The 20625-nt window shown below is 33.1% G+C and carries 18 protein-coding genes and 1 pseudogene; 10 read left to right on the top strand and 9 right to left on the bottom strand.

Annotated elements, in window-relative coordinates; translation table 11 throughout:
* The first annotated feature begins 63 nt into the window (after positions 1-63).
* Positions 64-1692 carry a ribulokinase gene (locus M4L39_RS05880; RefSeq protein ID WP_277581195.1) on the top strand — a complete coding sequence of 543 codons (1629 nt, stop codon included), beginning with the start codon at positions 64-66 and terminating at the stop codon, positions 1690-1692.
* Between the two features lie 89 nt (positions 1693-1781).
* Here M4L39_RS05880 and M4L39_RS05875 read toward each other — a convergent pair whose 3' ends face one another.
* The 3 genes from M4L39_RS05875 to M4L39_RS05865 all read right to left on the bottom strand — a co-directional run bounded on the left by M4L39_RS05875 (position 1782) and on the right by M4L39_RS05865 (position 5489).
* Complete coding sequence (locus M4L39_RS05875) at positions 1782-3005, bottom strand: Nramp family divalent metal transporter (RefSeq protein WP_277581194.1); 1224 nt, start codon at positions 3003-3005, stop codon at positions 1782-1784.
* A gap of 16 nt (positions 3006-3021) precedes the next feature.
* Positions 3022-3966 carry an agmatinase family protein gene (locus tag M4L39_RS05870; RefSeq protein WP_277581193.1) on the bottom strand — a complete coding sequence of 315 codons (945 nt, stop codon included), beginning with the start codon at positions 3964-3966 and terminating at the stop codon, positions 3022-3024.
* Between the two features lie 278 nt (positions 3967-4244).
* Entirely contained in the window at positions 4245-5489 is a 1245-nt protein-coding gene (locus M4L39_RS05865) for a Glu/Leu/Phe/Val family dehydrogenase (RefSeq protein ID WP_277581192.1), read from the bottom strand.
* A gap of 285 nt (positions 5490-5774) precedes the next feature.
* Here M4L39_RS05865 and M4L39_RS05860 point away from each other — a divergent pair, with 285 nt between their 5' ends.
* Positions 5775-7112 carry an amino acid permease gene (locus M4L39_RS05860; protein WP_277581191.1) on the top strand — a complete coding sequence of 446 codons (1338 nt, stop codon included), beginning with the start codon at positions 5775-5777 and terminating at the stop codon, positions 7110-7112.
* A complete protein-coding gene (gene mmuM, locus M4L39_RS05855) occupies positions 7113-8015 on the top strand; it encodes a homocysteine S-methyltransferase (protein ID WP_346816943.1) in 903 nt (300 codons plus the stop codon).
* 87 nt (positions 8016-8102) lie between these two features.
* Here mmuM and M4L39_RS05850 read toward each other — a convergent pair whose 3' ends face one another.
* The gene (locus tag M4L39_RS05850) at positions 8103-9110 is read right to left on the bottom strand and encodes a fatty acid desaturase (protein WP_277581189.1); all 1008 of its coding nucleotides are present in this window, start codon (positions 9108-9110) and stop codon (positions 8103-8105) included.
* A gap of 422 nt (positions 9111-9532) precedes the next feature.
* On the opposite strand from M4L39_RS05850, the gene M4L39_RS05845 reads away from it, so the two are divergent.
* Positions 9533-10018: an SRPBCC domain-containing protein gene (locus tag M4L39_RS05845; protein ID WP_277581188.1), complete on the top strand. Its 486-nt coding sequence runs from the start codon at positions 9533-9535 to the stop codon at positions 10016-10018.
* A 103-nt stretch (positions 10019-10121) separates the two neighbouring features.
* On the opposite strand, the gene M4L39_RS05840 is transcribed toward M4L39_RS05845, so the two are convergent.
* Complete coding sequence (locus tag M4L39_RS05840; RefSeq protein WP_277581187.1) at positions 10122-10358, bottom strand: hypothetical protein; 237 nt, start codon at positions 10356-10358, stop codon at positions 10122-10124.
* 525 nt (positions 10359-10883) lie between these two features.
* Here M4L39_RS05840 and M4L39_RS05835 point away from each other — a divergent pair.
* Both M4L39_RS05835 and M4L39_RS05830 read left to right on the top strand, forming a co-directional pair.
* Positions 10884-11840: an NAD-dependent epimerase/dehydratase family protein gene (locus M4L39_RS05835; RefSeq protein ID WP_277581186.1), complete on the top strand. Its 957-nt coding sequence runs from the start codon at positions 10884-10886 to the stop codon at positions 11838-11840.
* Positions 11841-12207: 367 nt separating this feature from the next.
* Positions 12208-13284: a branched-chain amino acid aminotransferase gene (locus M4L39_RS05830; protein ID WP_046465042.1), complete on the top strand. Its 1077-nt coding sequence runs from the start codon at positions 12208-12210 to the stop codon at positions 13282-13284.
* 48 nt (positions 13285-13332) lie between these two features.
* On the opposite strand, the gene M4L39_RS05825 is transcribed toward M4L39_RS05830, so the two are convergent.
* On the bottom strand, positions 13333-13455 hold the full coding sequence (locus M4L39_RS05825) for a hypothetical protein (RefSeq protein WP_277581185.1): 123 nt from the start codon (positions 13453-13455) through the stop codon (positions 13333-13335).
* A gap of 138 nt (positions 13456-13593) precedes the next feature.
* Here M4L39_RS05825 and M4L39_RS05820 point away from each other — a divergent pair, with 138 nt between their 5' ends.
* From M4L39_RS05820 to M4L39_RS05805, 4 genes and pseudogenes are all read left to right on the top strand, one after another.
* A complete protein-coding gene (locus M4L39_RS05820; protein ID WP_277581184.1) occupies positions 13594-14355 on the top strand; it encodes an SDR family oxidoreductase in 762 nt (253 codons plus the stop codon).
* 160 nt (positions 14356-14515) lie between these two features.
* Positions 14516-15499 carry an aldo/keto reductase gene (locus M4L39_RS05815; RefSeq protein ID WP_277581183.1) on the top strand — a complete coding sequence of 328 codons (984 nt, stop codon included), beginning with the start codon at positions 14516-14518 and terminating at the stop codon, positions 15497-15499.
* A 53-nt stretch (positions 15500-15552) separates the two neighbouring features.
* Positions 15553-15743: pseudogene (locus M4L39_RS05810) on the top strand (ketoacyl-ACP synthase III); the annotation flags it as partial.
* A 301-nt stretch (positions 15744-16044) separates the two neighbouring features.
* Complete coding sequence (locus M4L39_RS05805; protein WP_277581182.1) at positions 16045-16794, top strand: SGNH/GDSL hydrolase family protein; 750 nt, start codon at positions 16045-16047, stop codon at positions 16792-16794.
* A 227-nt stretch (positions 16795-17021) separates the two neighbouring features.
* On the opposite strand, the gene M4L39_RS05800 is transcribed toward M4L39_RS05805, so the two are convergent.
* The 3 genes from M4L39_RS05800 to M4L39_RS05790 form a co-directional block, all read right to left on the bottom strand.
* Positions 17022-17900: a PEP/pyruvate-binding domain-containing protein gene (locus M4L39_RS05800; RefSeq protein WP_277581181.1), complete on the bottom strand. Its 879-nt coding sequence runs from the start codon at positions 17898-17900 to the stop codon at positions 17022-17024.
* A gap of 171 nt (positions 17901-18071) precedes the next feature.
* Positions 18072-19724, bottom strand: coding sequence for a PEP-utilizing enzyme (locus tag M4L39_RS05795; protein ID WP_277581180.1), 1653 nt, complete (start codon positions 19722-19724; stop codon positions 18072-18074).
* A 350-nt stretch (positions 19725-20074) separates the two neighbouring features.
* Positions 20075-20614, bottom strand: a complete 540-nt coding sequence (locus M4L39_RS05790; protein ID WP_277581179.1) for a TetR/AcrR family transcriptional regulator — start codon at positions 20612-20614, stop codon at positions 20075-20077.
* Positions 20615-20625 lie beyond the last annotated feature (11 nt).

Genomic DNA, 20625 nt, shown 5'->3' with positions numbered 1-20625 from the left:
GAATCTTAATTATGATTTAAGAAAGCGTTTTCTGAAATGTAGAAAGATCTGGAGGGTTAAAGTATGGCTTACAGTATAGGTATAGATTTTGGAACAGGTTCTGGGAGGGCCTTCCTTATAAATACAGAGAATGGTGAAATTGTAGAACAATTTATTAAAGCGTATACGCATGGCACGATTGAAGGAGAACTTGATGGTCAAAAACTACCTCAAAGTTTCTCACTACAAAATGCGAATGATTATATGGAAGTCATTGAAGAAGGCATTCCAGCTATTTTAGCAAAAACGCAAATTGCGCCAAACGAAATCGTCGGCATCGGTATAGATTTCACATCGTCTACTGTGGTATTTGTGGATGAAAATATGGAACCCATTCATAATAAGGAAGGATTTAAAGATAATCCACATGCTTACGTCAAATTATGGAAGCATCATGGCGCGCAAGATGAAGCAGATGTATTATTTAAGACTGCGTTAGAAGAAAAGAATCGTTGGTTAGGCTACTATGGCTTTAATGTGAGTAGTGAGTGGATGATCCCTAAGATTATGGAAGTGAACAATAAGGCGCCTGAAGTTATAGCAGAGAGTGCGTATATCATGGAGGCGGGTGATTGGATTGTCAATCGGCTTACTGAGCAAAATGTCAGATCAAATTGTGGCTTAGGCTTTAAGTCGTTCTGGGAAGCGGAGACAGGGTTCCATTACGATTTGTTTGATAAAGTGGATAATAATTTATCTAAAATTGTAAGAGATAAAGTGGAGGCACCTGTCGTTAATATTGGTGAAACTGTAGGTAAGGTTAGTCAGGCAATGGCAGAAAAATTAGGACTTTCACCAGAAACGCAAGTAAGTCCTTTTATTATTGATGCACATGCGAGTTTATTAGGAATAGGTTCAGAAAGAGATAAAGAAATGACTATGGTCATGGGCACAAGCACATGTCATTTAATGCTTAATAAAGAACAACACAAGGTGCCTGGTATTTCTGGTTCAGTTAAAGGTGCCATTATTCCAGAGCTTTATGCGTACGAGGCAGGTCAAACAGCTGTAGGAGACTTATTCGAGTACGTGGCGAAACAAACGCCGTATGATGACGTCAAAGAGGCGAAGACACGTGATATTTCAATTTTTGAATTATTAAATGAAAAGGCAGCTAAACTATATCCCGGTGAAAGTGGGCTCATTGCACTAGATTGGCATAACGGCAATAGAAGTGTACTCAGTGATAGTCATTTGAAAGGTTGCTTATTTGGCATGGGATTACATACAAGACATGAAGAAATTTATCGTGCTTACATGGAGGCAACTGCATTTGGTACTAAAATGATTATGCAACAGTATGAAGGATGGAACATGGAAGTGGATCATGTATTTGCTTGTGGTGGCATTCCTAAAAAGAATACATTACTCATGGATATCTATGCAAATGTGCTCGACAAACGCGTAACAGTTATTGATAGTGACTATGCACCAGCAATTGGCGCAGCTATTCTAGGCGCAATATGTGGTGGGGCGCATACAGAGTTTAGTGAAGCGGTAAAAGCAATGAAAGAACCCGTCTTATACACTGTCGAACCTCAACCCAATAAAGTGAAAATCTATAAAAAGTTATTTGACGCATATCAATCATTACATGACATCCATGGCTATAAAAAAGCGAGCATTATGCGTGATGTTGCGCAATTGATGTAAGAGAATTAACGGTATAATTAAAAAACCCAGAAACAATATATCAGTGATGATACGTTGTTTTTGGGTTTTCGTCATTTTTTATTATGAATTTATCCTGAAACGAAAGTTGTTATGGCATCAATAAGACTATAGATACCTAAGAAGGAAACAGTTAAGACAACGAGTCCTCCGATAATATTGAGCCAAAGTGTATTTGCAAAACGGCCCATTAAATTTTTCTTATTAATAATAATAAAGATAAGTATTGCAACAAGAGGTAAGATCATACCATTTAATGCTTGAGCAATAAGTAAGACTTGAAGCGGTTCGAAACCAAGTGCTGAAGTAATGATTCCAATAATGATAATCACAACAAAGACAAGTTTGTACTTCTTACTTTGCATACCGCCTTTCCAACCAAGTAAACTACTAATCGTTGCAGCGGCACCAGTTGGAGAAGCAATTGCTGATGACAGACCTGCAGCGAATAACCCTATACTAATCGCTATTGGCGCAGCATCACCAAGTACAGGTTCTAACGGACCGGCAAGTTGAATGACACTTGTTACTTCTTCGCCTTTAATTAAAGTTGCCGCTGAAATTAATATCGCGGCTGAAATAACTCCACCGATTGTGATTGAAATAATCGTATCCCAACGTGCGAACTTCAATTCTTTAACTCCGCTAAAACGTTCATGCACAGCTGTTGAATGGATGAAAAAGTTATATGGCACAACTGTTGTGCCGATTAGAGCAATAACAGTAAGAATAGAACCATCTGGTATTGTTGGAATAAAGGCACCTTTTAAAATGCCCATAACATCTGGTTTTATAGCAATCATCGTAGTGATAAATATAACACCCATAATAACCATGAGTACAAGCATAACTTTTTCTAAAAATTTATAGTTACCAAATAATCCAATAAGTAATATTATGACACCAATAACTGGAGCAACCCAGTTTTCAGGTAAATTAAGTAAGTAAGATGCACCAAGTGAAGTTCCAATCAAGTCACCACTAATATAGGCAGCACACCCAATGGTGACAGCAATAAGCGTGAACCACACGATGATCAGCTTACCGATTTTATTAGAAAATAAATCTTGAATCGCTTCACCTAAACCTTCACGTGTAACGAGAGATAACCGGATAATCATTTCTTGTAACACGATAGTGGCGATGATTGAAAAGGCAACTGCCCATAATAAGCTATAGCCAAAGCTTGCGCCGCCTTGAGTCATGGTTGTTACTGTACCAGGGCCAATAAATGAAGCAGTGATAATCATCCCTGGGCCAAGTGATCGTAAAATCTTACCCGTGTTTTTAAACATTTAACCACTCCTCAAATTATTTTAATTTATTTAAATAAGCGACGTGGCCAGCAAGTACATATAATACTGCTGTAGAAACGAAATGGGCAGAATTTTGATTGGCATCTTTCATAGGGTAAACTTCTACATAATCCATACCACATAGGCCGAGTGCACCAAATTCGTGGATCATCGTTAATAATTCATAGGACGTTAGACCATTGCCATCGACAGGGCCACCTGGATTATAGGCAAAATCCAATACGTCACTACATATCGTTAAATATACGACATCTACACCGGCACTTGCTTGAGCGTAGATATCACGGGCAAATTGTTTTATGTTATTTGATTCACGAATATCGTTGATTGTTATCGTCACTGCACCAGCTTCTTCAGCGTAACGTCCTGTTGCTGGATGATTTCTCGGGCCGTGAATACCTGTGTGAATAATACTTTCGTTACGTACACCTTCTGTTTCATAAAGTCTCATGAAAGGTGTATTACGGGCATAAGCTTCACCTTCATAATCTGGCATATTATCATAATGTGCATCTAAATGGATGATGCCGACTTTTTTACCAGTTTCTGTTAATGATTTAAGAATGGGGTAAGTGACTCCGTGTTCGCCGCCAAAGCCAACTAAGAATTTTTCACTTTCCCACAATTTTTTTGTAAAATCTGTAATGTTGTCATAGCTTTCTTTATTGTCATGAGCCACAAATGGCACATCACCGACATCCCCCATAGATAAATGTTCACTAATATCAATGTGGTTTAATTCAGGTAGGTATTGACTGTAACGTGCAGAGGACAGTCTAATTTGCTTTGGACCAAGCTCTACCCCTGTGTAATCTCCCCAAGTGCTTTCGCCTTCAAAAGGTACCCCATATACAATTACATCAGTATCTAAAGTATTTGATTGATTTAAATTTTTACTATTTAAAAAACATGGTGTATTACCATAAATATTATTATTCATAATTTATATCCTCCCCTTTATTGTAAATAATTATATAGAGTATTTTTTTATTTTTCAAATAAATCAGAAAATTCAACTATTTAATAATTGAAAATATATATGAAATAGGGGGTTAGTGATAAATTTTTTGTCAGAGAATTAAGTCGAAATGGGGGATGAAAAGTTTTAGGAAGTGTTTTTTGAAAGGTGTATAGATAAATATAATAATAAAAAAGCCACACCAATTAAGGTGTAGCTTTGAAAATAAAATATTTATCTAATCAGTACAATATGAAAAATTATGCCCAACCACGGAAACGTGTAGCTTCAGCTGTACGTTTGATACCTACAACATAGGCAGCTAAACGCATATCCAATTTTCTACTTTCAGCTAAGTCATAGATTTTATTGAATGCTTCTACCATTTTTTCGCGGAGTAGACTGTTTATTTCTTCTTCGGACCAATAATAACCTTGATTATTTTGTACCCACTCGAAGTAAGAAACAGTTACACCACCAGCACTTGCAAGTACGTCAGGTATAATTAAGACACCACGTTCTGTTAATATACGCGTAGCTTCTTTTGTCGTGGGGCCGTTTGCTGCTTCTGCAACGATGCTTGCTTTAATGTCGTGTGCGTTTTCTTCAGTTATTTGATTTGATAATGCAGCTGGTATAAGAATATCACAATCGACTTCAAATAATTCTTTATTAGGGATAACGCCCTCAAATAAGTGTGTAACACGTCCATGTTTTTCTTTAAGCTCTACAAGCTCGTCAACATCTAAACCATCTGGATCGTGTAAAGCGCCAAAACTTTCAGAAATAGCTACAATTTTTGCACCCATATCATGTAAGATTTTGGCGATAAAACTACCAGCATTACCAAAACCTTGAATCGCAACACGAGACCCTTTGATATCAATATTTCTACGTTTAGTCGCTTCTTCAATAGTAATAACAGCACCAAGAGCAGTGGCACGGTTACGACCTTCAGAACCACCTAAAGAAAGTGGTTTACCTGTAATGAAAGCAAACGCATTTGAACGATTGATTTTACTATACTCATCCATCATCCAAGACATGATTTGTGGATTTGTATAAACATCTGGTGCTGGGATATCACTCGCAGGACCTACGAATTGTGATATAGCTCTAACAAAACCACGAGATAGACTTTCAAGCTCTTGATTACTCATTTGACGTGGGTCACAGATGACGCCGCCTTTACCGCCACCAAATGGTAAGTTAGTAATACCACATTTCATCGTCATCCACATTGCAAGTGCCTTAACTTCTTCTTTATTTACATCAGGGTGGAAACGTACGCCACCTTTGGTAGGACCAACAGAATGATTATGTTGCGCACGGTAACCGGTAAAAGTTTTAACGGTACCATCATCCATGCGGACGGGTATACGGACTTCTAGTATTCTTAAAGGTTCTTTGATTAAATCATACATGCCATCGTCAAAGCCTAATTTATGTAATGCTTCTTTTGTAATTTCTTGGGTAGATTTCACTAAGTCGTTATGTTCTGTCATTTATTTTTTCCCCTCTATCTATTACTTATTATATTTATACTTACTTATCTATAAATGTTATAGACTTTACGACTGAAAATCAATACTAGAGATTGAATTTTTATAAAAATTTGAAAATTCAGTGAATAATTAGGTGAAATTTTCTTTGAAAATTAAAAAATTGGTAAAGTTAATGCATGAAAGAGCAAGGAATTGACGATGATTGTATTGACTAAATTTTCAGAAATCAATAGAATGAATAATTATATTTAAAATGAGTAGAACTTGAAGATAAGGAGAACATTAATGGAACAACCATCATTTAAACGTGCAATGAAACAACGTCATCTTATGTTACTTAGCTTTGGTGGTGTTATTGGAACAGGATTATTTTTAAGTTCTGGATATACTTTGCAACAAGCAGGTCCATTTGGAACGGTACTATCTTATTTAATTGGTTCGATTTTAGTTTATCTCGTTATGTTATGTCTAGGTCAATTAGCAATCAAACATCCTGTTACAGGTGGATTTCATACATATGCAAGTCTTTACATTCATCCATCTGTTGGATATATCGTAGCATGGTTTTATTGGTTAACTTGGACCGTAGCATTAGGTTCTGAATTTACAGCAGTGGGTATTTTGATGCAGAAATGGATGCCTGAAACCCCCGTTTATATTTTTGCGACTATTGCAATTATATTAATTTTATTATTTAACATTATATCGACACGTTTTTATGCAGAAGTTGAATTTTATTTTTCTTTAGTAAAAGTTATTGCGATTATCGTATTTATTATTTTAGGTCTTTTGGTAATTATCGGATTTATTCACTACGATGGTTATGAAGGTTTAAACACAATTACACATAGGTATACGAATCCTACTTTTCCTAATGGTATAGGTTCTGTGTTTTTAACAATGCTAGCTGTGAATTATGCATTTAGTGGCACTGAATTAATCGGCATAGCTGCTGGTGAAACAGAGAATCCTGAAAAAGTAATACCAAAAGCGATTAGAGCAACGTTATGGCGTCTTATTGTCTTTTTTATAGGTACAATGGTTATTATTTCTATTTTAATACCAAGTTATCAAGGGAAGTCATTAGAAAGTCCATTTGTTGTTATTTTTCAGAAAATGGGAATTCCTTATGCGGGTGACATTATGAATTTAGTGATTATAACAGCTTTGTTATCTGCAGCTAATTCAGGATTATATGCTGCGAGCAGAATGATTTGGAGTTTATCGAATGAAGGTGTATTTCCTAAATGGTTTGGAAAGCTAAATAAACATCATATGCCAGTAAATGCAACATTATTTAGCATGATTGGTGGCTTATTGGCTTTATTTTCTAGCGTGTATGTAGCAGATTCATTATATGTAATTCTAGTTTCAATTGCTGGTTTAGCAGTTGTTATCGTGTGGATGAGTATCTGTATTGCATATTTTAATGCTAAAAAAATTGACCAAAGCTTAAAAGTACATAAATCGATTCCGATTATTGGGTTTATATTATGCTTAGTTTCTTGTGTTGGAATGCTTTTTGATTCTAATCAAGCACCTGCACTTTATTTCGGGCTACCGTTTGCAGCGATTGCGTTAATTTATTACTTTATTAAATTTAATAAGAAAAGAGGAGTATAGATGAGAATGTTAGAAAAAGTAAAAACACAATCTCCAATTGTCTTAGATGGCGGACTAGCAACTACATTAGAACAAGCTGGTTGTAATTTGAATTCTTCGTTATGGTCTAGTGAAGTGCTTAGACATCAACCAATTAAAATAAAGCAAGCACACCAAGATTTTACACATGCGGGTGCCGACATTATTTTAACGAGTACATATCAAGCTAGTTACCAAACATTTAAAGACATAGGAATGCAGAATGAGGAAATTGATGACCTTTTTACAGTAGCGGTAGAGCAAGTTATGGATGTAACAAATAATAATCAAGTGGTTGTAGGTAGTTTGGGTCCATATGGTGCATATTTAAGCGACGGCTCTGAATATACAGGGAATTATGAAATAAGTCGAGAATCCTATTTTAAGTTTCATGAACAACGTATAAACGCTTTGATTTCAAGAGGAATAAATGATTTTGTGTTTGAAACTGTTCCTAATTTTGAAGAGATTCAAGCAATCGTAGAAAATATTATACCGAGTTACACAGAGGAGCAAACATTTTGGCTTTCTGTAACTGTTGATGACACAGGAAATTTATCAGATGGGACAGAATTCGAGAAACTAATCGATTATATAAAAAAGAAGGGCACTATTATTCCAATTTTTGGTATTAATTGTTCTTCGGTTGAAGGAATCAATCGATCATTAGACAAAGGATTAGCTAGTTTGAGTCAGACAATTGCGTTGTATCCTAATGGAGGTTCTCATTATAATGCGGATAGCAAAAAATGGGAAAATGATGCTCACAGTGATGAAATTATTGAACAAGTTCCGAAGTGGTTAGTGGAAGGTGTTCAAATTATAGGGGGATGTTGTCAAACAACACCCGAGGACATTAAAAAGATTAAATATAGCATGAGGTAACCAAAATTGAAGCTTCAGAATAAGAAAAGGAGAAGTGCTTGGGTTAACAAGCATTTCTCCTTTATTGTCTATTTGAATATTAAACGATTATAAAGTTTGTTTATTTCTAAGTGAAAATTCTTTAAAAGTTATAAAACGTTTATGACTTTTATCATATAATTTGAATTTTAATGATGTTAGACTTTCTCTTAGCGTAATAGATGTCGCATGATGCAGAGGTGTAACAGTTTCATGTGTTTCCTCTAATGAGTAGTTAGGAATTCTAGGGTTCAAATGATGTACATGATGATAACCTATGTTTCCTGTAACCCAATGTAGTACTTTTGGTAATTTATAGTACGAACTACCATCGATTGCTGCTTTTACATAGTCCCACTCAGAAGATTCTTCGAAATAAGAATCTTCAAATGTGTGTTGGATGTAAAATAACCAAATACCTAACATGCCAGAAATAAAGAGCATTGGTGCAAATACTGCAAAGAAATGACCTGCACCTAATAGATAAATTAGACCGCCGTAAACGACTATTAATAAAATATTGTTCATCCAAGTATTGATACGTTCTTTCTTTTTAGCGTCTTTAGAATTAAATCGATTAGAAATAAAGACTAAGAAGAACGGTCCTAATACAAACATCACAAGTGGATTACGATAAATTCTATACGTTAGACGTTGGAATTTAGATGATTCTGCATACTCTTCTACCGTCATAACCCAGATATCACCGATACCACGTTTTTCTAAATTACCACTACCAGCATGGTGAATTAAATGTTCTCTACGCCATTTTCTATAAGGGAACAGTGTAAGGAAACCAGTAACATTTCCGAGTAAATCATTGTGCTTTTGTTTTTTTAAATATGATCCGTGACAAGCATCGTGAAAAATGATGAATGTTCTAATTAAAAATATAGATGCGAATATACTACTAATAATTGCTAATGACCAATGCACATTATATAAAAGTCCGCTTACTACTAAAATTGCAATAAGGGGAAGTAATGTATTTATAATTTGTATTGTACTTTTCGTGTAGTTAGTTTTAGCGAAAGGCTTTACCATTTTGTTCAACATCTTTTTCTTATCTTTTTCCATATACACCTAACTTTCTTTTACTGAATAAGTTAAAAACAGAGTACACACTCTCACCAGTATTTCACTAATTGTATATAAATATAGAGGGATTTACAAACATTTATACTAAAAAATTGAAAAATTAAAAATAATAAGAAATTTGAAAACACAAAAGATGCGTCTAATAAGGGATTGAAGAGAAATTATAGGAAAATCAATTTCTCTGTTGTAGTTGATTAAATAGTCATCAATACCGCCATTTCAGTTCATATTGATTATATTGAATTTCATTAATATATATATAATGAATACATGTAATTTAGAAATAATTCATAACGAAGAAGGGTAAAACATACTAATATAAGTCTAGGTAAAATAGCAAGAAAGATCGCAAATTCAAATTTTTCCTAGCTATGCTTTAATTTGAGAGGAGAATTTTAAATATGGAAGTACAATACTCAAAAGATGGACACGGTGTTTATCAAACATTGAAAATAAATATAGATGCAGATAAGGAAGCAATATTTAAATATCTGAGTACAACTGAAGGAATACAACAATGGTTTCCGCAATTGTCATTTGAAACACGAGGAGTGAATGGAAAAATCTACTTCCATTTAGAGAAACAAGACGATTTAGAAATGACAATTACATATTTTAAAGAAAATAAGACGATTGGTTTCACGTGGGATATCGGTACTGTGAAGTTTGAATTAAACAACAAAGTTCAGCAAACAGAACTTACATTTATTGAATATTTACCGTCTGAATTTCCACATATCATCTTAGATTTTGCAGGTTGGCAATTTCATATGGAAAGTATAAAAAGTATTGCAGAAACGGGGAAGCCGATAAATTCTCAAGACTATGACTTTGATAATAAAAATGAAGCTATTGAAGCGCAATTAAAGCTAGAAAATGAAATGTAAAAAGAGTTGTTTATTGCATATAAAAAGACGATCTTATGAACAAAAGGTCGTCTTTTTATATATATTTGGATAGTTAAATAATTTTAAGTTTATATAAATGAACCTACATTGCTATTAGAATCCAAATAATACCTATTAAAACGAGTATACTGAAAACAAGTAACACAATGCCTAAAGTTAATACTTTGTGTGATTGTTGTTTTACACCTATTCTTTCGTTTTCATTACGCTTCGCTTGTTTACTTTGGTCAATTTCAGCTTTACTTTCTTTAAAACAAAAATAACTTAAAATTAATGACATGATTAAAACAGCGAATAAAATAATGATTAAATAAGTCATTATGTCATCCCTCTCACTGCATATTTATTTGTTAATAATATCAGTTATTCTCCAAGATATACATTAAAGTACTTATTATTGAGTTGAATTTTGTGAAAGATGTATAGGTGACCAAGGTATTTATATTATCAAGATACTAAACACCAGGTTTGTATAGCTTATGTACGGAGCTCAATTATACGTGCGTTAAATCCAATAATATAGGCTATAGAATGCTTGTATTTTCATTGACTAAGGTATTTAAACAATATTACTATAAGTTTCGTGCATTGATGTACCAATCCCCTCGCTATTAATGGTAGCGAGGGCCTTTTTACGTTTGAAATAAATTTGTTCTAAGTGAAATGAGCTTTTGTGACCCTAAAATAAGCATTTTTTTAAAGTGAAAATAATAAAATATATATATAATGTACGCTCAATGTATACAATAAAGCGCTTTTATTGTATAATTTAGATGAAAATATGGATTGTGTATATATGAGAAAAACATTGCAGTTTCTGTAATGCACAAGGGGAGATAAAAATATGAAAAAAATTATGATTACAGGTGCGTTAGGACAAATTGGAACCGAACTCGTAGTGAAATGTAGAATGTTATATGGAAATGATAATGTTTTAGCTACAGATATTAAACAGCCAGAAACAGATTCAGCGATTGCAGATGGGCCATTTGAAATACTAGATGTTACGGATAAAGAGCGTATGTTTGAGTTGGTTGAGACATTTAAGCCAGATACATTGATGCATATGGCAGCACTATTGTCAGGAGTTGCTGAAAAGAATCCATTATTTGCTTGGGATTTAAATATGGGTGGTTTAATGAACGCTTTAGAAGCAGCACGTGAACACAAATTACAATTTTTCACACCAAGTTCAATTGGCGCATTTGGACCTTCAACTCCTAAAGTAAATACACCACAAGTGACTATTCAACGACCAACATCAATGTATGGTGTGAATAAAGTTGCTGGAGAGTTGTTATGTCAATATTACTTCGACAAATTTGGTGTCGACACACGTAGTGTTAGATTCCCAGGTTTAGTTTCTCATATGAAAGAACCAGGTGGCGGTACGACAGACTATGCTGTAGACATTTATTTTAAAGCTGTGAGAGAAGGTCGTTATGCTAGCTTTATCGAAAAAAGCACATATATGGATATGATGTATATGGAAGATGCAATAGATGCCATTATTCAACTTATGGAAGCAGACGGCGTTAAATTAATTAATCGTAATGCATATAATTTAAGCGCAATGAGTATTGAACCAGAAATGGTGAAAGAAGCGATTCAAGAATTTTATCCGGAATTCCAATTGGAATATGATGTAGATCCAGTAAGACAGTCGATTGCTAATAGTTGGCCAAACAGTATAGATGTTAGTTGTGCACGTGCAGAATGGGGATTCAATCCACAATATGATTTAACTAAAATGACTCAAACGATGCTAAAGGCTATCGAAGATAAAGAAAAAGTAAGATAATATAACTTAAAGCCCTCACTCATGCAGTAGTGAGGGCTTTAAGCATGTAAACAAAGTCTTTTGTTGGCAGTTTTTTGTGTACGCTTTCCGCGGGCACAGCCTGTATTCTTCGGCTAGCGCTTTATTAACTAGTCAGGGGTCGGCCCAAATTACTGCCGTTTTTAAAACAAAACATATAACAAATCATTGTTGGTATAAGGGTAATTCGTAGTCATATAGGCATATTTTTAATAATAAAATGGTTTTTAAAATTAATAGTTGATAATTTTAGTATATTTGAAATTGTTTGAAAATTATTGAACAGCGGCCTGTGGATTGGTATAATTTAAAGTAATACTTAAGGAAATAGCATTAGGAGGAAAAAATCATGTCAGAAAAAATTGAATTTGTACAACGAGAAACACTTAAAGAAAAACCGGATCCAAGTGGTTTAGGCTTTGGAAAATACTTCACAGATTATATGTTAAGTTTCGACTACGATATTGATCAAGGATGGCATGATTTAAAGATTGTGCCTTATGGTCCAATTGAACTTTCCCCAGCAGCTCAAGCACTTCATTATGGGCAAGCTGTATTTGAAGGCTTGAAAGCATATAAGCATGATGGCGAAGTTGATTTATTCCGTCCATCTGAGAACTTTAAACGTATTAATAACTCTTTATCACGTTTAGATATGCCGAAAGTTGATGAAGAAGTTGTATTAGAAGGTTTGAAACAATTAGTAGATATCGAACGTGATTGGGTACCAGAAGGCGAAGGCCAATCACTCTACATACGTCCATACGTTTTCGCGACTGAAGGTATATTAGGCGTACGTCCTTCATATTCTTATAAATTACTTATCATTTTATCACCATCAGGCTCTTATTACGGTGGCGAGTCATTAAGCCCAACTAAGATTTATGTAGAAGATGAATATGTACGTGCTGTTCGTGGTGGCGTAGGTCACGCCAAAGTTGCAGGTAACTATGCAGCAAGTTTATTAGCACAGACAAATGCTTCAGCACAAGGTTATGATCAAGTACTTTGGTTAGACGGTGTAGAGCAAAAATATGTGGAAGAAGTAGGTAGTATGAATATCTTCTTCGTAGAAAATGGCAAACTTGTAACACCAGAATTAAACGGTAGTATTTTACCTGGTATTACACGTAAAACAGTCATTGAATTAGCTGGAAATTTAGGCTATGAAGTAGAAGAACGTCGTGTATCTATCGATGAATTGATTGAATCACATAATAAAGGTGAGTTAACTGAAGTATTTGGTACAGGTACTGCAGCAGTTATTTCTCCAGTAGGTCAATTGAAATATGGTGAAACTGAAATTGTGATTAATAACAATGAAACTGGTAAAATCACGCAAGACTTATATAACAACTACACTGGTATCCAAAGTGGTAAACTTGAAGATCCACAAGGTTGGAGAGTCGTAGTACCAAGATATTAATAGTTAACCAAAAGGCGCTTCTTTTTTTAAAGAAGCGCCTTTTATATTTTATATATTTAGTAACTCAAATTGCTTTATCTGTTTTTCAATATTTACTGAAGTGGTGTATTCTTTTTCAGCCATGTTCATATCCTTATGTTCTTCAATATGTGATGTGTTCGTGTCAGCCATAATTGGAAATCTTCTTTTTGGCTCCATTTAGATACAACAAAATATGATATTTTCGCATTTTCCTAAACAAACTATATTGTTAGACGGATTCTAAAATAACGACTACACTTATTAAACTAATATAGAGGGGTGTATAAAATGGATATAAAAAACAACACAATATTAATTACTGGTGGCGCTTCTGGTATAGGACTCCAGTTTACTAAAAAATTTTATGAAAATGATAATAAAATTATTATATGTGGACGTAATACTGAAAAATTAAAAAGTATTAAAGAACAATTTCCAGAAGTAGTAACGAAGAAATGTGATATATCTAGTGCTGAAGAACGCTTGGGTTTATATAATTGGGTAAGCCAAAATTATTCGGATATTAATGTACTCGTAAATAATGCTGGTATCCAAAACCGCTTTGATATTTTAAAAACCAATGCTACAACGAATTGGGAGAGCTTAAATACAGAAATAAAATCCAATTTTGAAGCAACGGTCCAACTTTCAACATTATTTAGCCAATACTTTTCTGAAAAGACAACAAATTCAAATATAATTAATGTTTCTTCAGGACTTGCTTTCTCACCTATGGCAATTGCGCCAATATATTCAGCGACCAAAGCTGCAGTACATTCATTTACAGTTAGTTTAAGACATCAATTGTCGAACACAAACACAAGTGTTTATGAGGTTATTCCTCCTGCAGTAAATACTGATTTAGGCGGGGAGAATATTCATACTTCTGGTGCGAATCCTGTTGATTTTATTAATGAAATTTTTGATGGTTTAGTTCAAGGAAAAAATGAAATTGGATATGGCTCATCCAAAAAACGCCTTCAAATGTCAAAAGAAGCGTTAGATGATTATGCAGAAGAGATGTATCATACTTTGAAAAATACAATATAACTTTAATTTATACAAAGATATCAAATAACAGTTAATGCTTATTACTTTTACGAATAAAGGGTAAAGAACATGTGTAAAACATAGAAGTATATAAAAATGTAATTAAGCATATAAATAGAAATGGTGAGCTATTTTTTAATTTTGAGGGGAGGAAAATTTTATGAAATTTCGCGAGTTAGGTAATACAGGTATGATGATCAGTGAAGTTAGTTTTGGCACATGGGCAATAGGTGGTGCATGGGGTAAAACAAATGATGAAGATGCATTAAGTGCTTTAGAGTATGCAATTGATCAAGGTGTGAATTTCTTTGATACAGCTGATGTCTATGGAGACGGTCATAGTGAAGAATTATTAGCCAAGGCGACTGCAGGAAAAGAAGATGAAATTTATATTGCAACAAAATTCTGTCGACAAGGAGATATTGCTGACCCACAAAATTATAGTTATGAAACGATAAAATCATACTGTGAAGACAGTCTTCGTCGATTAAACAGAGATACAGTTGATTTGTTTCAAATCCATTGTCCTGCTACTGAAATTTTAAAAGATGGTAGTGTCTTTGACGTATTAGACCAATTAAAAGAAGAAGGTCTCATAAGACATTATGGGGTGAGTGTTGAGTCAGTTGAAGAAGGTTTAATATGTTTAGAATATCCTAATGTAGCAAGCTTGCAAGTTATTTTTAATATGTTCCGCCAAAAACCATTAGAGGAATTAATTCCTAAAGCTTACCAACAAGGTGTAGGCATCATTACGAGAGTGCCACTTGCAAGTGGATTGTTGACAGGAAAATTTACAGCAAAAACTAAATTTGCTGAAGATGATCATCGTAAATTCAATGAAAATGGCGAAGCTTTTAATATAGGTGAAACATTTTCAGGACTAGGTTTTCAAAAAGGGGTAGAATTATCTGATCAACTAACATGGATTAAAGAAGGTCGTCCTTCTATGGCAAGTGCAGCATTAAGATGGATTTTAGATGCTAAAGAAATATCTTGTATTAATCCAGGATTTAGAAATGTGAGACAAGTGAAACAAAATTTAGAGGCATTAAATACTAAATCTTTCACAGAGGACGAAAAGTTGAAAATCGAAAACTTTTACAAAGAAAAAGTAGAAGGGTTTATCATGGGTACATATTAATAAATTAAATTGCCAAAATAGCTGATTAAGGTTCATATGTACAGGATTAATTAGGTTGGGAAAATGCAGGAGCGCTTGATATTAACGCTGCTTGTGCAGAATTTACATATGGACTTAATATAGCGAATGGACTTATTACTTCTGAGTAAAATAAAAAGTTTTAGTTATTGATGCAGAAACATGGTCAAAAATTACTGACTACTCAGACCGAGGTATGTGTATACTATTTGGTGATGTGAACGGACTCCAATGAGTGGGAGTAAAATAAAAACACTTCCGTTGAATTCATATTAAAATGAATTTATGCGGAGGTGTTTTTTTCTACGAAGAAAGTAGCTAGTGGATTCAGTAAAAACTAACGACAAAGTAATAGAAAATGAAATTCAAGAACAATAGCAGGATAAATAATATTTGTGCATAGTGGTTTTTGAGATACAAGTAACTCTAGAGCGCATATTTAGAAAATATTGACAGTTTTTTTGCTTCAATAATTTTACAGTTGTATTATTAATATGTAAATTGCATGATGACTAGGAGGAATATAGATGAATAAACTCAGAACAATTTTGCAAGCGACAGGCGCAGTAATCTCTTTAATCAAAAATATACCGAATATAATTAAAGGTAACAAAGATGAATTTGAACCAAATGACAGTTATTTAGATAAAAACAGTAATTTGAATACTAAAAAAATACTGTTTTTAGGTTCTTCAATCACCTATGGTGCTGCAGCTAAAGGAAATTCATTTGTTGAATTTTTAAATAAAGAATACGGTGTGAACACAATTAAAGAAGCTCAATCAGGTACAACACTGGCTGGTAAACAAAAATCAAGTTATGTAGAAAGATTGAAAAGCAATGTTTCTACAGAAAATATATTAGAGGGCTTTGTATGTCAATTATCTACAAATGACGGAAGATTCAACAAACCTATAGGATCAATCAATGAATCTTATTATATTCATGATTTTGACACGGAAACAACCATAGGTGCCATTGAATTTATTATTTCATATGTTAAAGAAAATTGGGATTGTCCTATTGTATTTTATACTTGTATACGTGATAAAGACCCTTACTATGAATTTTTGATAAATAAATTATTTGAAATAAAAAGTAAATGGGGTATTCACATTATTGATGTATGGGGGGATAAGGCAATAAACAAATTAGCTAAAGATGATAAAGCAATGATGGCAGATGATGCTCATCCAACTATTAAGGGTTACCGATATTTGTATACACCAATATTCTCTGAGAAGCTTAATGCTATATTAAACGAAAATTATTCTTAAATAGTATAATTTTGATTTTGAAATGATTAAGAGACCCATTTAAAACATATATTATTTTTTGTGATATTTTTCAACTTAAAGTTTATGAGACATAAAAAATTCCCTCCAAAAATTTCACTTTTTAAGTGTCTACTTTGAAGGGAGCATATCAGTGCACAAACTTGTAGTGTTTTTTTATACAGGTAGAATTTCTATTAACCATAATTCTTTGAATATAATATTTAATTTCATGTAGTTATTGGACGAACTTGTAAAATGTAAATTCTTTCTTGTTCGATGCCAAATTCTATATCAACAGGATAACCAAAAGATGATTCCAATTTTTGAGTATACTTTGCTAATTCTTGCGCAATGTTATCATTTATACAATAAGAATTTTTCTCCAATTCAGTGGTTTCAACTTCAGATATACCTTCTTCACTAGCAAGCATTTTCATTTCTTTTAACCCAAGTTGTTTAGCTATTTCGCAAGTTGATTTATTTACAATAAAAGTATCAGGCGTAACCATACCTGATACGATACTTTCTCCTAATCCATAACTAACATTGATTATACATTCATTTAAATTATCAGTAATTGGATTTTGGCTAAAAATAACTCCGGAAGTTTCAGGAATTAAAAGCCCTTGAACCACAATACTCATCGATAAGTTGTTTGCATCAACAGCCATTGTATTAAGATAACTTTGGACACGTTCTGCAAAAATAGAGGCCCAACATAATTTAATTTTCTGAATAAGATCTTCTTTGGTTTGGACATTTAAGTATGTTTCATATTGTCCTGCAAAAGAAGCATTTTCTAAATCTTCAGCGCTTGAGGATGAACGTACTGCAACTGCATTGAAATTGTTTTTAATTAAATTGAAAGCATCTATGATTTCAGAGTAAATACTTTCAGGTATTTTACCCTCAATAATTTTTTGTTGGATATCGCTATCTTTAAGTGACAATTTATTAAATTCAATAAATTTGTGAAAAGTATCTGGTAAAACGATAAAACCATTTGGTACTGGCCAATCTGCTTGCTTAAGTTTAATTAAATTAAGCGCCTTTGATCCTATAGAATTTGTGATATTTTCTGCGTTGTCGAACGTCTGAGTAAACATATGTTATCCCTCTTTGTATTTTGTATAATTTAAATGGTTATGTGTTCTTTTTATTTGTTATAAAATGTGATCTATTCTTAGCTATGGGCGAGAATGCGACACTGATATCATTGCAGTGTTAATAAGTTGGAAAATAATGCTTGATATCAGTGTAGTTATCAATAAAAATCTTTAAGTTTGATCACCAATTTTTACGCATCCATTTGTGCCTTCAACAGTAACGATGTCTCCATCTTTCAATTCAGTTGTAGCATTTTTAGTCCCAAGTACAGCAGGTATTTGATATTCACGTGCATTAATCCCTGGATGAGATAGTATGCCTCCAACATTTGTCACAATAGCTCCTGCTCTTAAAAATAGAACAGACCAAGCTGGCGTAGTCATATGTGTTACAAGAACATCTCCATCTTCAAGTTTATTAAATTCATCTTCATTATTAATTATTTTTACAGTACCTGTATATATGCCTTTAGAACCAGCTAGCCCATTAATATATCCAGAGGCATAAGTGCTTGGGTCTTCGTTATTTGAAGCGTCGCCAGTAGCTCTTTCAGAAATAATATCTAGTTTTTTTTCATTATGAGCAGGTGGGTTGCCATAATATGAAGGACTTTGCTCATTCATATCATGTTGATACTCTAATTTTCTTTCGGAAATCATTTCTGTTAGTGATTCTGGGTTTTTTAGAACTTTTTGAAGTTCATCTAAATATAAATAAAAAACGTCTTCAGTTTCATTGATTATCTGTTGATCCACTAAAAAATTACTTAGATGCAAGAGTAATAAACGTGTCTTTGCTGTTGGCATTTCATCCATATAAAAGTGATGGTCATCATCAAGGTTTGATGCATCTAATGCCCATTGATAATATGTTTTAAATTGCTCTTTTGTCGTACCTTGTGGTATAGAAGACAAGACTTCTTCATATTTGCGCTGTCTTGTTTCAACAGCATTTTGGAAACGTTGTTCCACATTTACGTTACTACTGACATAACTTGCAATTGTCGTTAAAGGTATTGTAGGATTTTCAAACCAAGTTTGATCTGTTAATACTCTTGATCTTACGGTTTTATTACCATAATTACTTAAAAACTTTTGAAAATCGCTTTCGAATTTTCTTTCTGATGGCGTTTCATGTAAGTGATTTAATAGTTCCACAGGTTCAATAGTTTGGAATTTTAGCTTAAGATCTTTATTTTCTTTCACTTGTTGTGATAGTTTGGAAAGTTCTTTATCTATCTCTAATGATTTATTCCACACGCCAATTAGCATGTCATAAATAATAGTAGTATCTTTATCACCAGTCGCTTGCTCATAAAGTTTTTCTAATTCTTTATGTAATTGGTGATGGGGCAACATGATTTCAGATTGGTAAGTAAATGATTTAGGGTACATTTCAATTACATAGTCGAGCATTATTTGAGCATTATCAAAGGTAACTTCTTGACCTAGCATATAATCTATTTTTTCAAAAAATGGAAAAAAGAAGGTTTCTAACACGTTCTGAAAGCGAGTGTTTAATTCTGGGTATACGGGCTGCACAACATTTAAAAATTGGCTGTGTCGTTCGTTAATATCGTATTCAATAGGTTCGCGTTTCATATAAATATGACTATTTTCAAATCTCGTTTTAATTGCAGGAACAGGCGCCTTGAGTTGTTCTAAAGATTTATTTACTGAACCTTGTACTTCGTATAGAAACGAAGCGAATAAAGGTTTTATAGTATTTGAAAGTATTGTAGTTTGCTCCCAATAGCCTTCCTTTTTATCATTATCTGTTAACTGTAGCAGTTCTTTGTAGCTTTCTATCGCTTTAGTTTTCAAAAATCTTCCTCCTAATATAAAAAATACATTCTGGTAACAACATGATTTAAAGTGTTTTGCAAAAGTAAATCGCTCACTCTTTAAACTACAAAGTGTTTGTTATTTAACAATGTATAAATTATATTAACAGTTATAAATATATTATTCAATCAACACTTAATAAATAAAGTCTATTAAGTGTCATAATTTTAAAAAAAGAAAAGGCGGGAATGTGCAATCAAAATTTGATTGCACATTCCCGCCTCCACAAAGATGACTAGAAATCAGGCAGTTAAGATTCAATCCATTAAAAATAATAGATTGGAGCTTTCCATTTGAGAATGAGACATTTATGTCCCAAACTCATGAAGTTAAAATTTACTGAAATGTATTTCTGATATTTTTTCAACTAAATATTTAGGTGTATAGGGCATATCTTCTTTTAACCAACATACAATTGTTCCTATTATGGCAGAAGATTCATACCATAATTTTATGTCTTTATTCTTAGCATATTTGCTTTGTTCAATACCGTTATATATTTGTGTTTCAATGATATTTAAAATTTCATTTCTAAATCCTGGTAATTTATTAGAAACTAAAATCAATTTATAGAGACGGCTCTCTTTCTGTACGTGTGTTAAAAAATTAATAAGATTGTTCCAATTGTGTGAGTCATCTTCATATGCAGATAAATTTTCACGAACTGTATTCACAGTTTCAATTGCTAGTTTCTCTAACATATCAGTTAAATCTTTATAATGTGAATAGAAAGTGACTCTATTAATCATTGCTTTCTCACTTAACATATTGATCGTAATGCTTTCAACGTTTTTTTCTTCGAGTAAATCAATTAATGCATTTTTAAGCATATAACGTGTTCTTTCTATTCTTAAATCATGTTTCTTCATATATATCACCT

The sequence above is a fragment of the Staphylococcus equorum genome (assembly GCF_029531845.1).
Lineage (GTDB): Bacteria > Bacillota > Bacilli > Staphylococcales > Staphylococcaceae > Staphylococcus > Staphylococcus equorum_C.
Note: the sequence above shows the minus strand (reverse complement) of the source record. Positions and strands in the feature narration are given on the sequence as shown.

Coding starts and splice junctions, on each gene's coding strand:
- M4L39_RS05880 (WP_277581195.1), top strand. CDS start 64: ATGGCTTACAGTATAGGTATAGATTTTGGAACAGGTTCTGGGAGGGCC.
- M4L39_RS05875 (WP_277581194.1), bottom strand. CDS start 3,005: ATGTTTAAAAACACGGGTAAGATTTTACGATCACTTGGCCCAGGGATG.
- M4L39_RS05870 (WP_277581193.1), bottom strand. CDS start 3,966: ATGAATAATAATATTTATGGTAATACACCATGTTTTTTAAATAGTAAA.
- M4L39_RS05865 (WP_277581192.1), bottom strand. CDS start 5,489: ATGACAGAACATAACGACTTAGTGAAATCTACCCAAGAAATTACAAAA.
- M4L39_RS05860 (WP_277581191.1), top strand. CDS start 5,775: ATGGAACAACCATCATTTAAACGTGCAATGAAACAACGTCATCTTATG.
- mmuM (WP_346816943.1), top strand. CDS start 7,113: ATGAGAATGTTAGAAAAAGTAAAAACACAATCTCCAATTGTCTTAGAT.
- M4L39_RS05850 (WP_277581189.1), bottom strand. CDS start 9,110: ATGGAAAAAGATAAGAAAAAGATGTTGAACAAAATGGTAAAGCCTTTC.
- M4L39_RS05845 (WP_277581188.1), top strand. CDS start 9,533: ATGGAAGTACAATACTCAAAAGATGGACACGGTGTTTATCAAACATTG.
- M4L39_RS05840 (WP_277581187.1), bottom strand. CDS start 10,358: ATGACTTATTTAATCATTATTTTATTCGCTGTTTTAATCATGTCATTA.
- M4L39_RS05835 (WP_277581186.1), top strand. CDS start 10,884: ATGAAAAAAATTATGATTACAGGTGCGTTAGGACAAATTGGAACCGAA.
- M4L39_RS05830 (WP_046465042.1), top strand. CDS start 12,208: ATGTCAGAAAAAATTGAATTTGTACAACGAGAAACACTTAAAGAAAAA.
- M4L39_RS05825 (WP_277581185.1), bottom strand. CDS start 13,455: ATGGCTGACACGAACACATCACATATTGAAGAACATAAGGATATGAAC.
- M4L39_RS05820 (WP_277581184.1), top strand. CDS start 13,594: ATGGATATAAAAAACAACACAATATTAATTACTGGTGGCGCTTCTGGT.
- M4L39_RS05815 (WP_277581183.1), top strand. CDS start 14,516: ATGAAATTTCGCGAGTTAGGTAATACAGGTATGATGATCAGTGAAGTT.
- M4L39_RS05805 (WP_277581182.1), top strand. CDS start 16,045: ATGAATAAACTCAGAACAATTTTGCAAGCGACAGGCGCAGTAATCTCT.
- M4L39_RS05800 (WP_277581181.1), bottom strand. CDS start 17,900: ATGTTTACTCAGACGTTCGACAACGCAGAAAATATCACAAATTCTATA.
- M4L39_RS05790 (WP_277581179.1), bottom strand. CDS start 20,614: ATGAAGAAACATGATTTAAGAATAGAAAGAACACGTTATATGCTTAAA.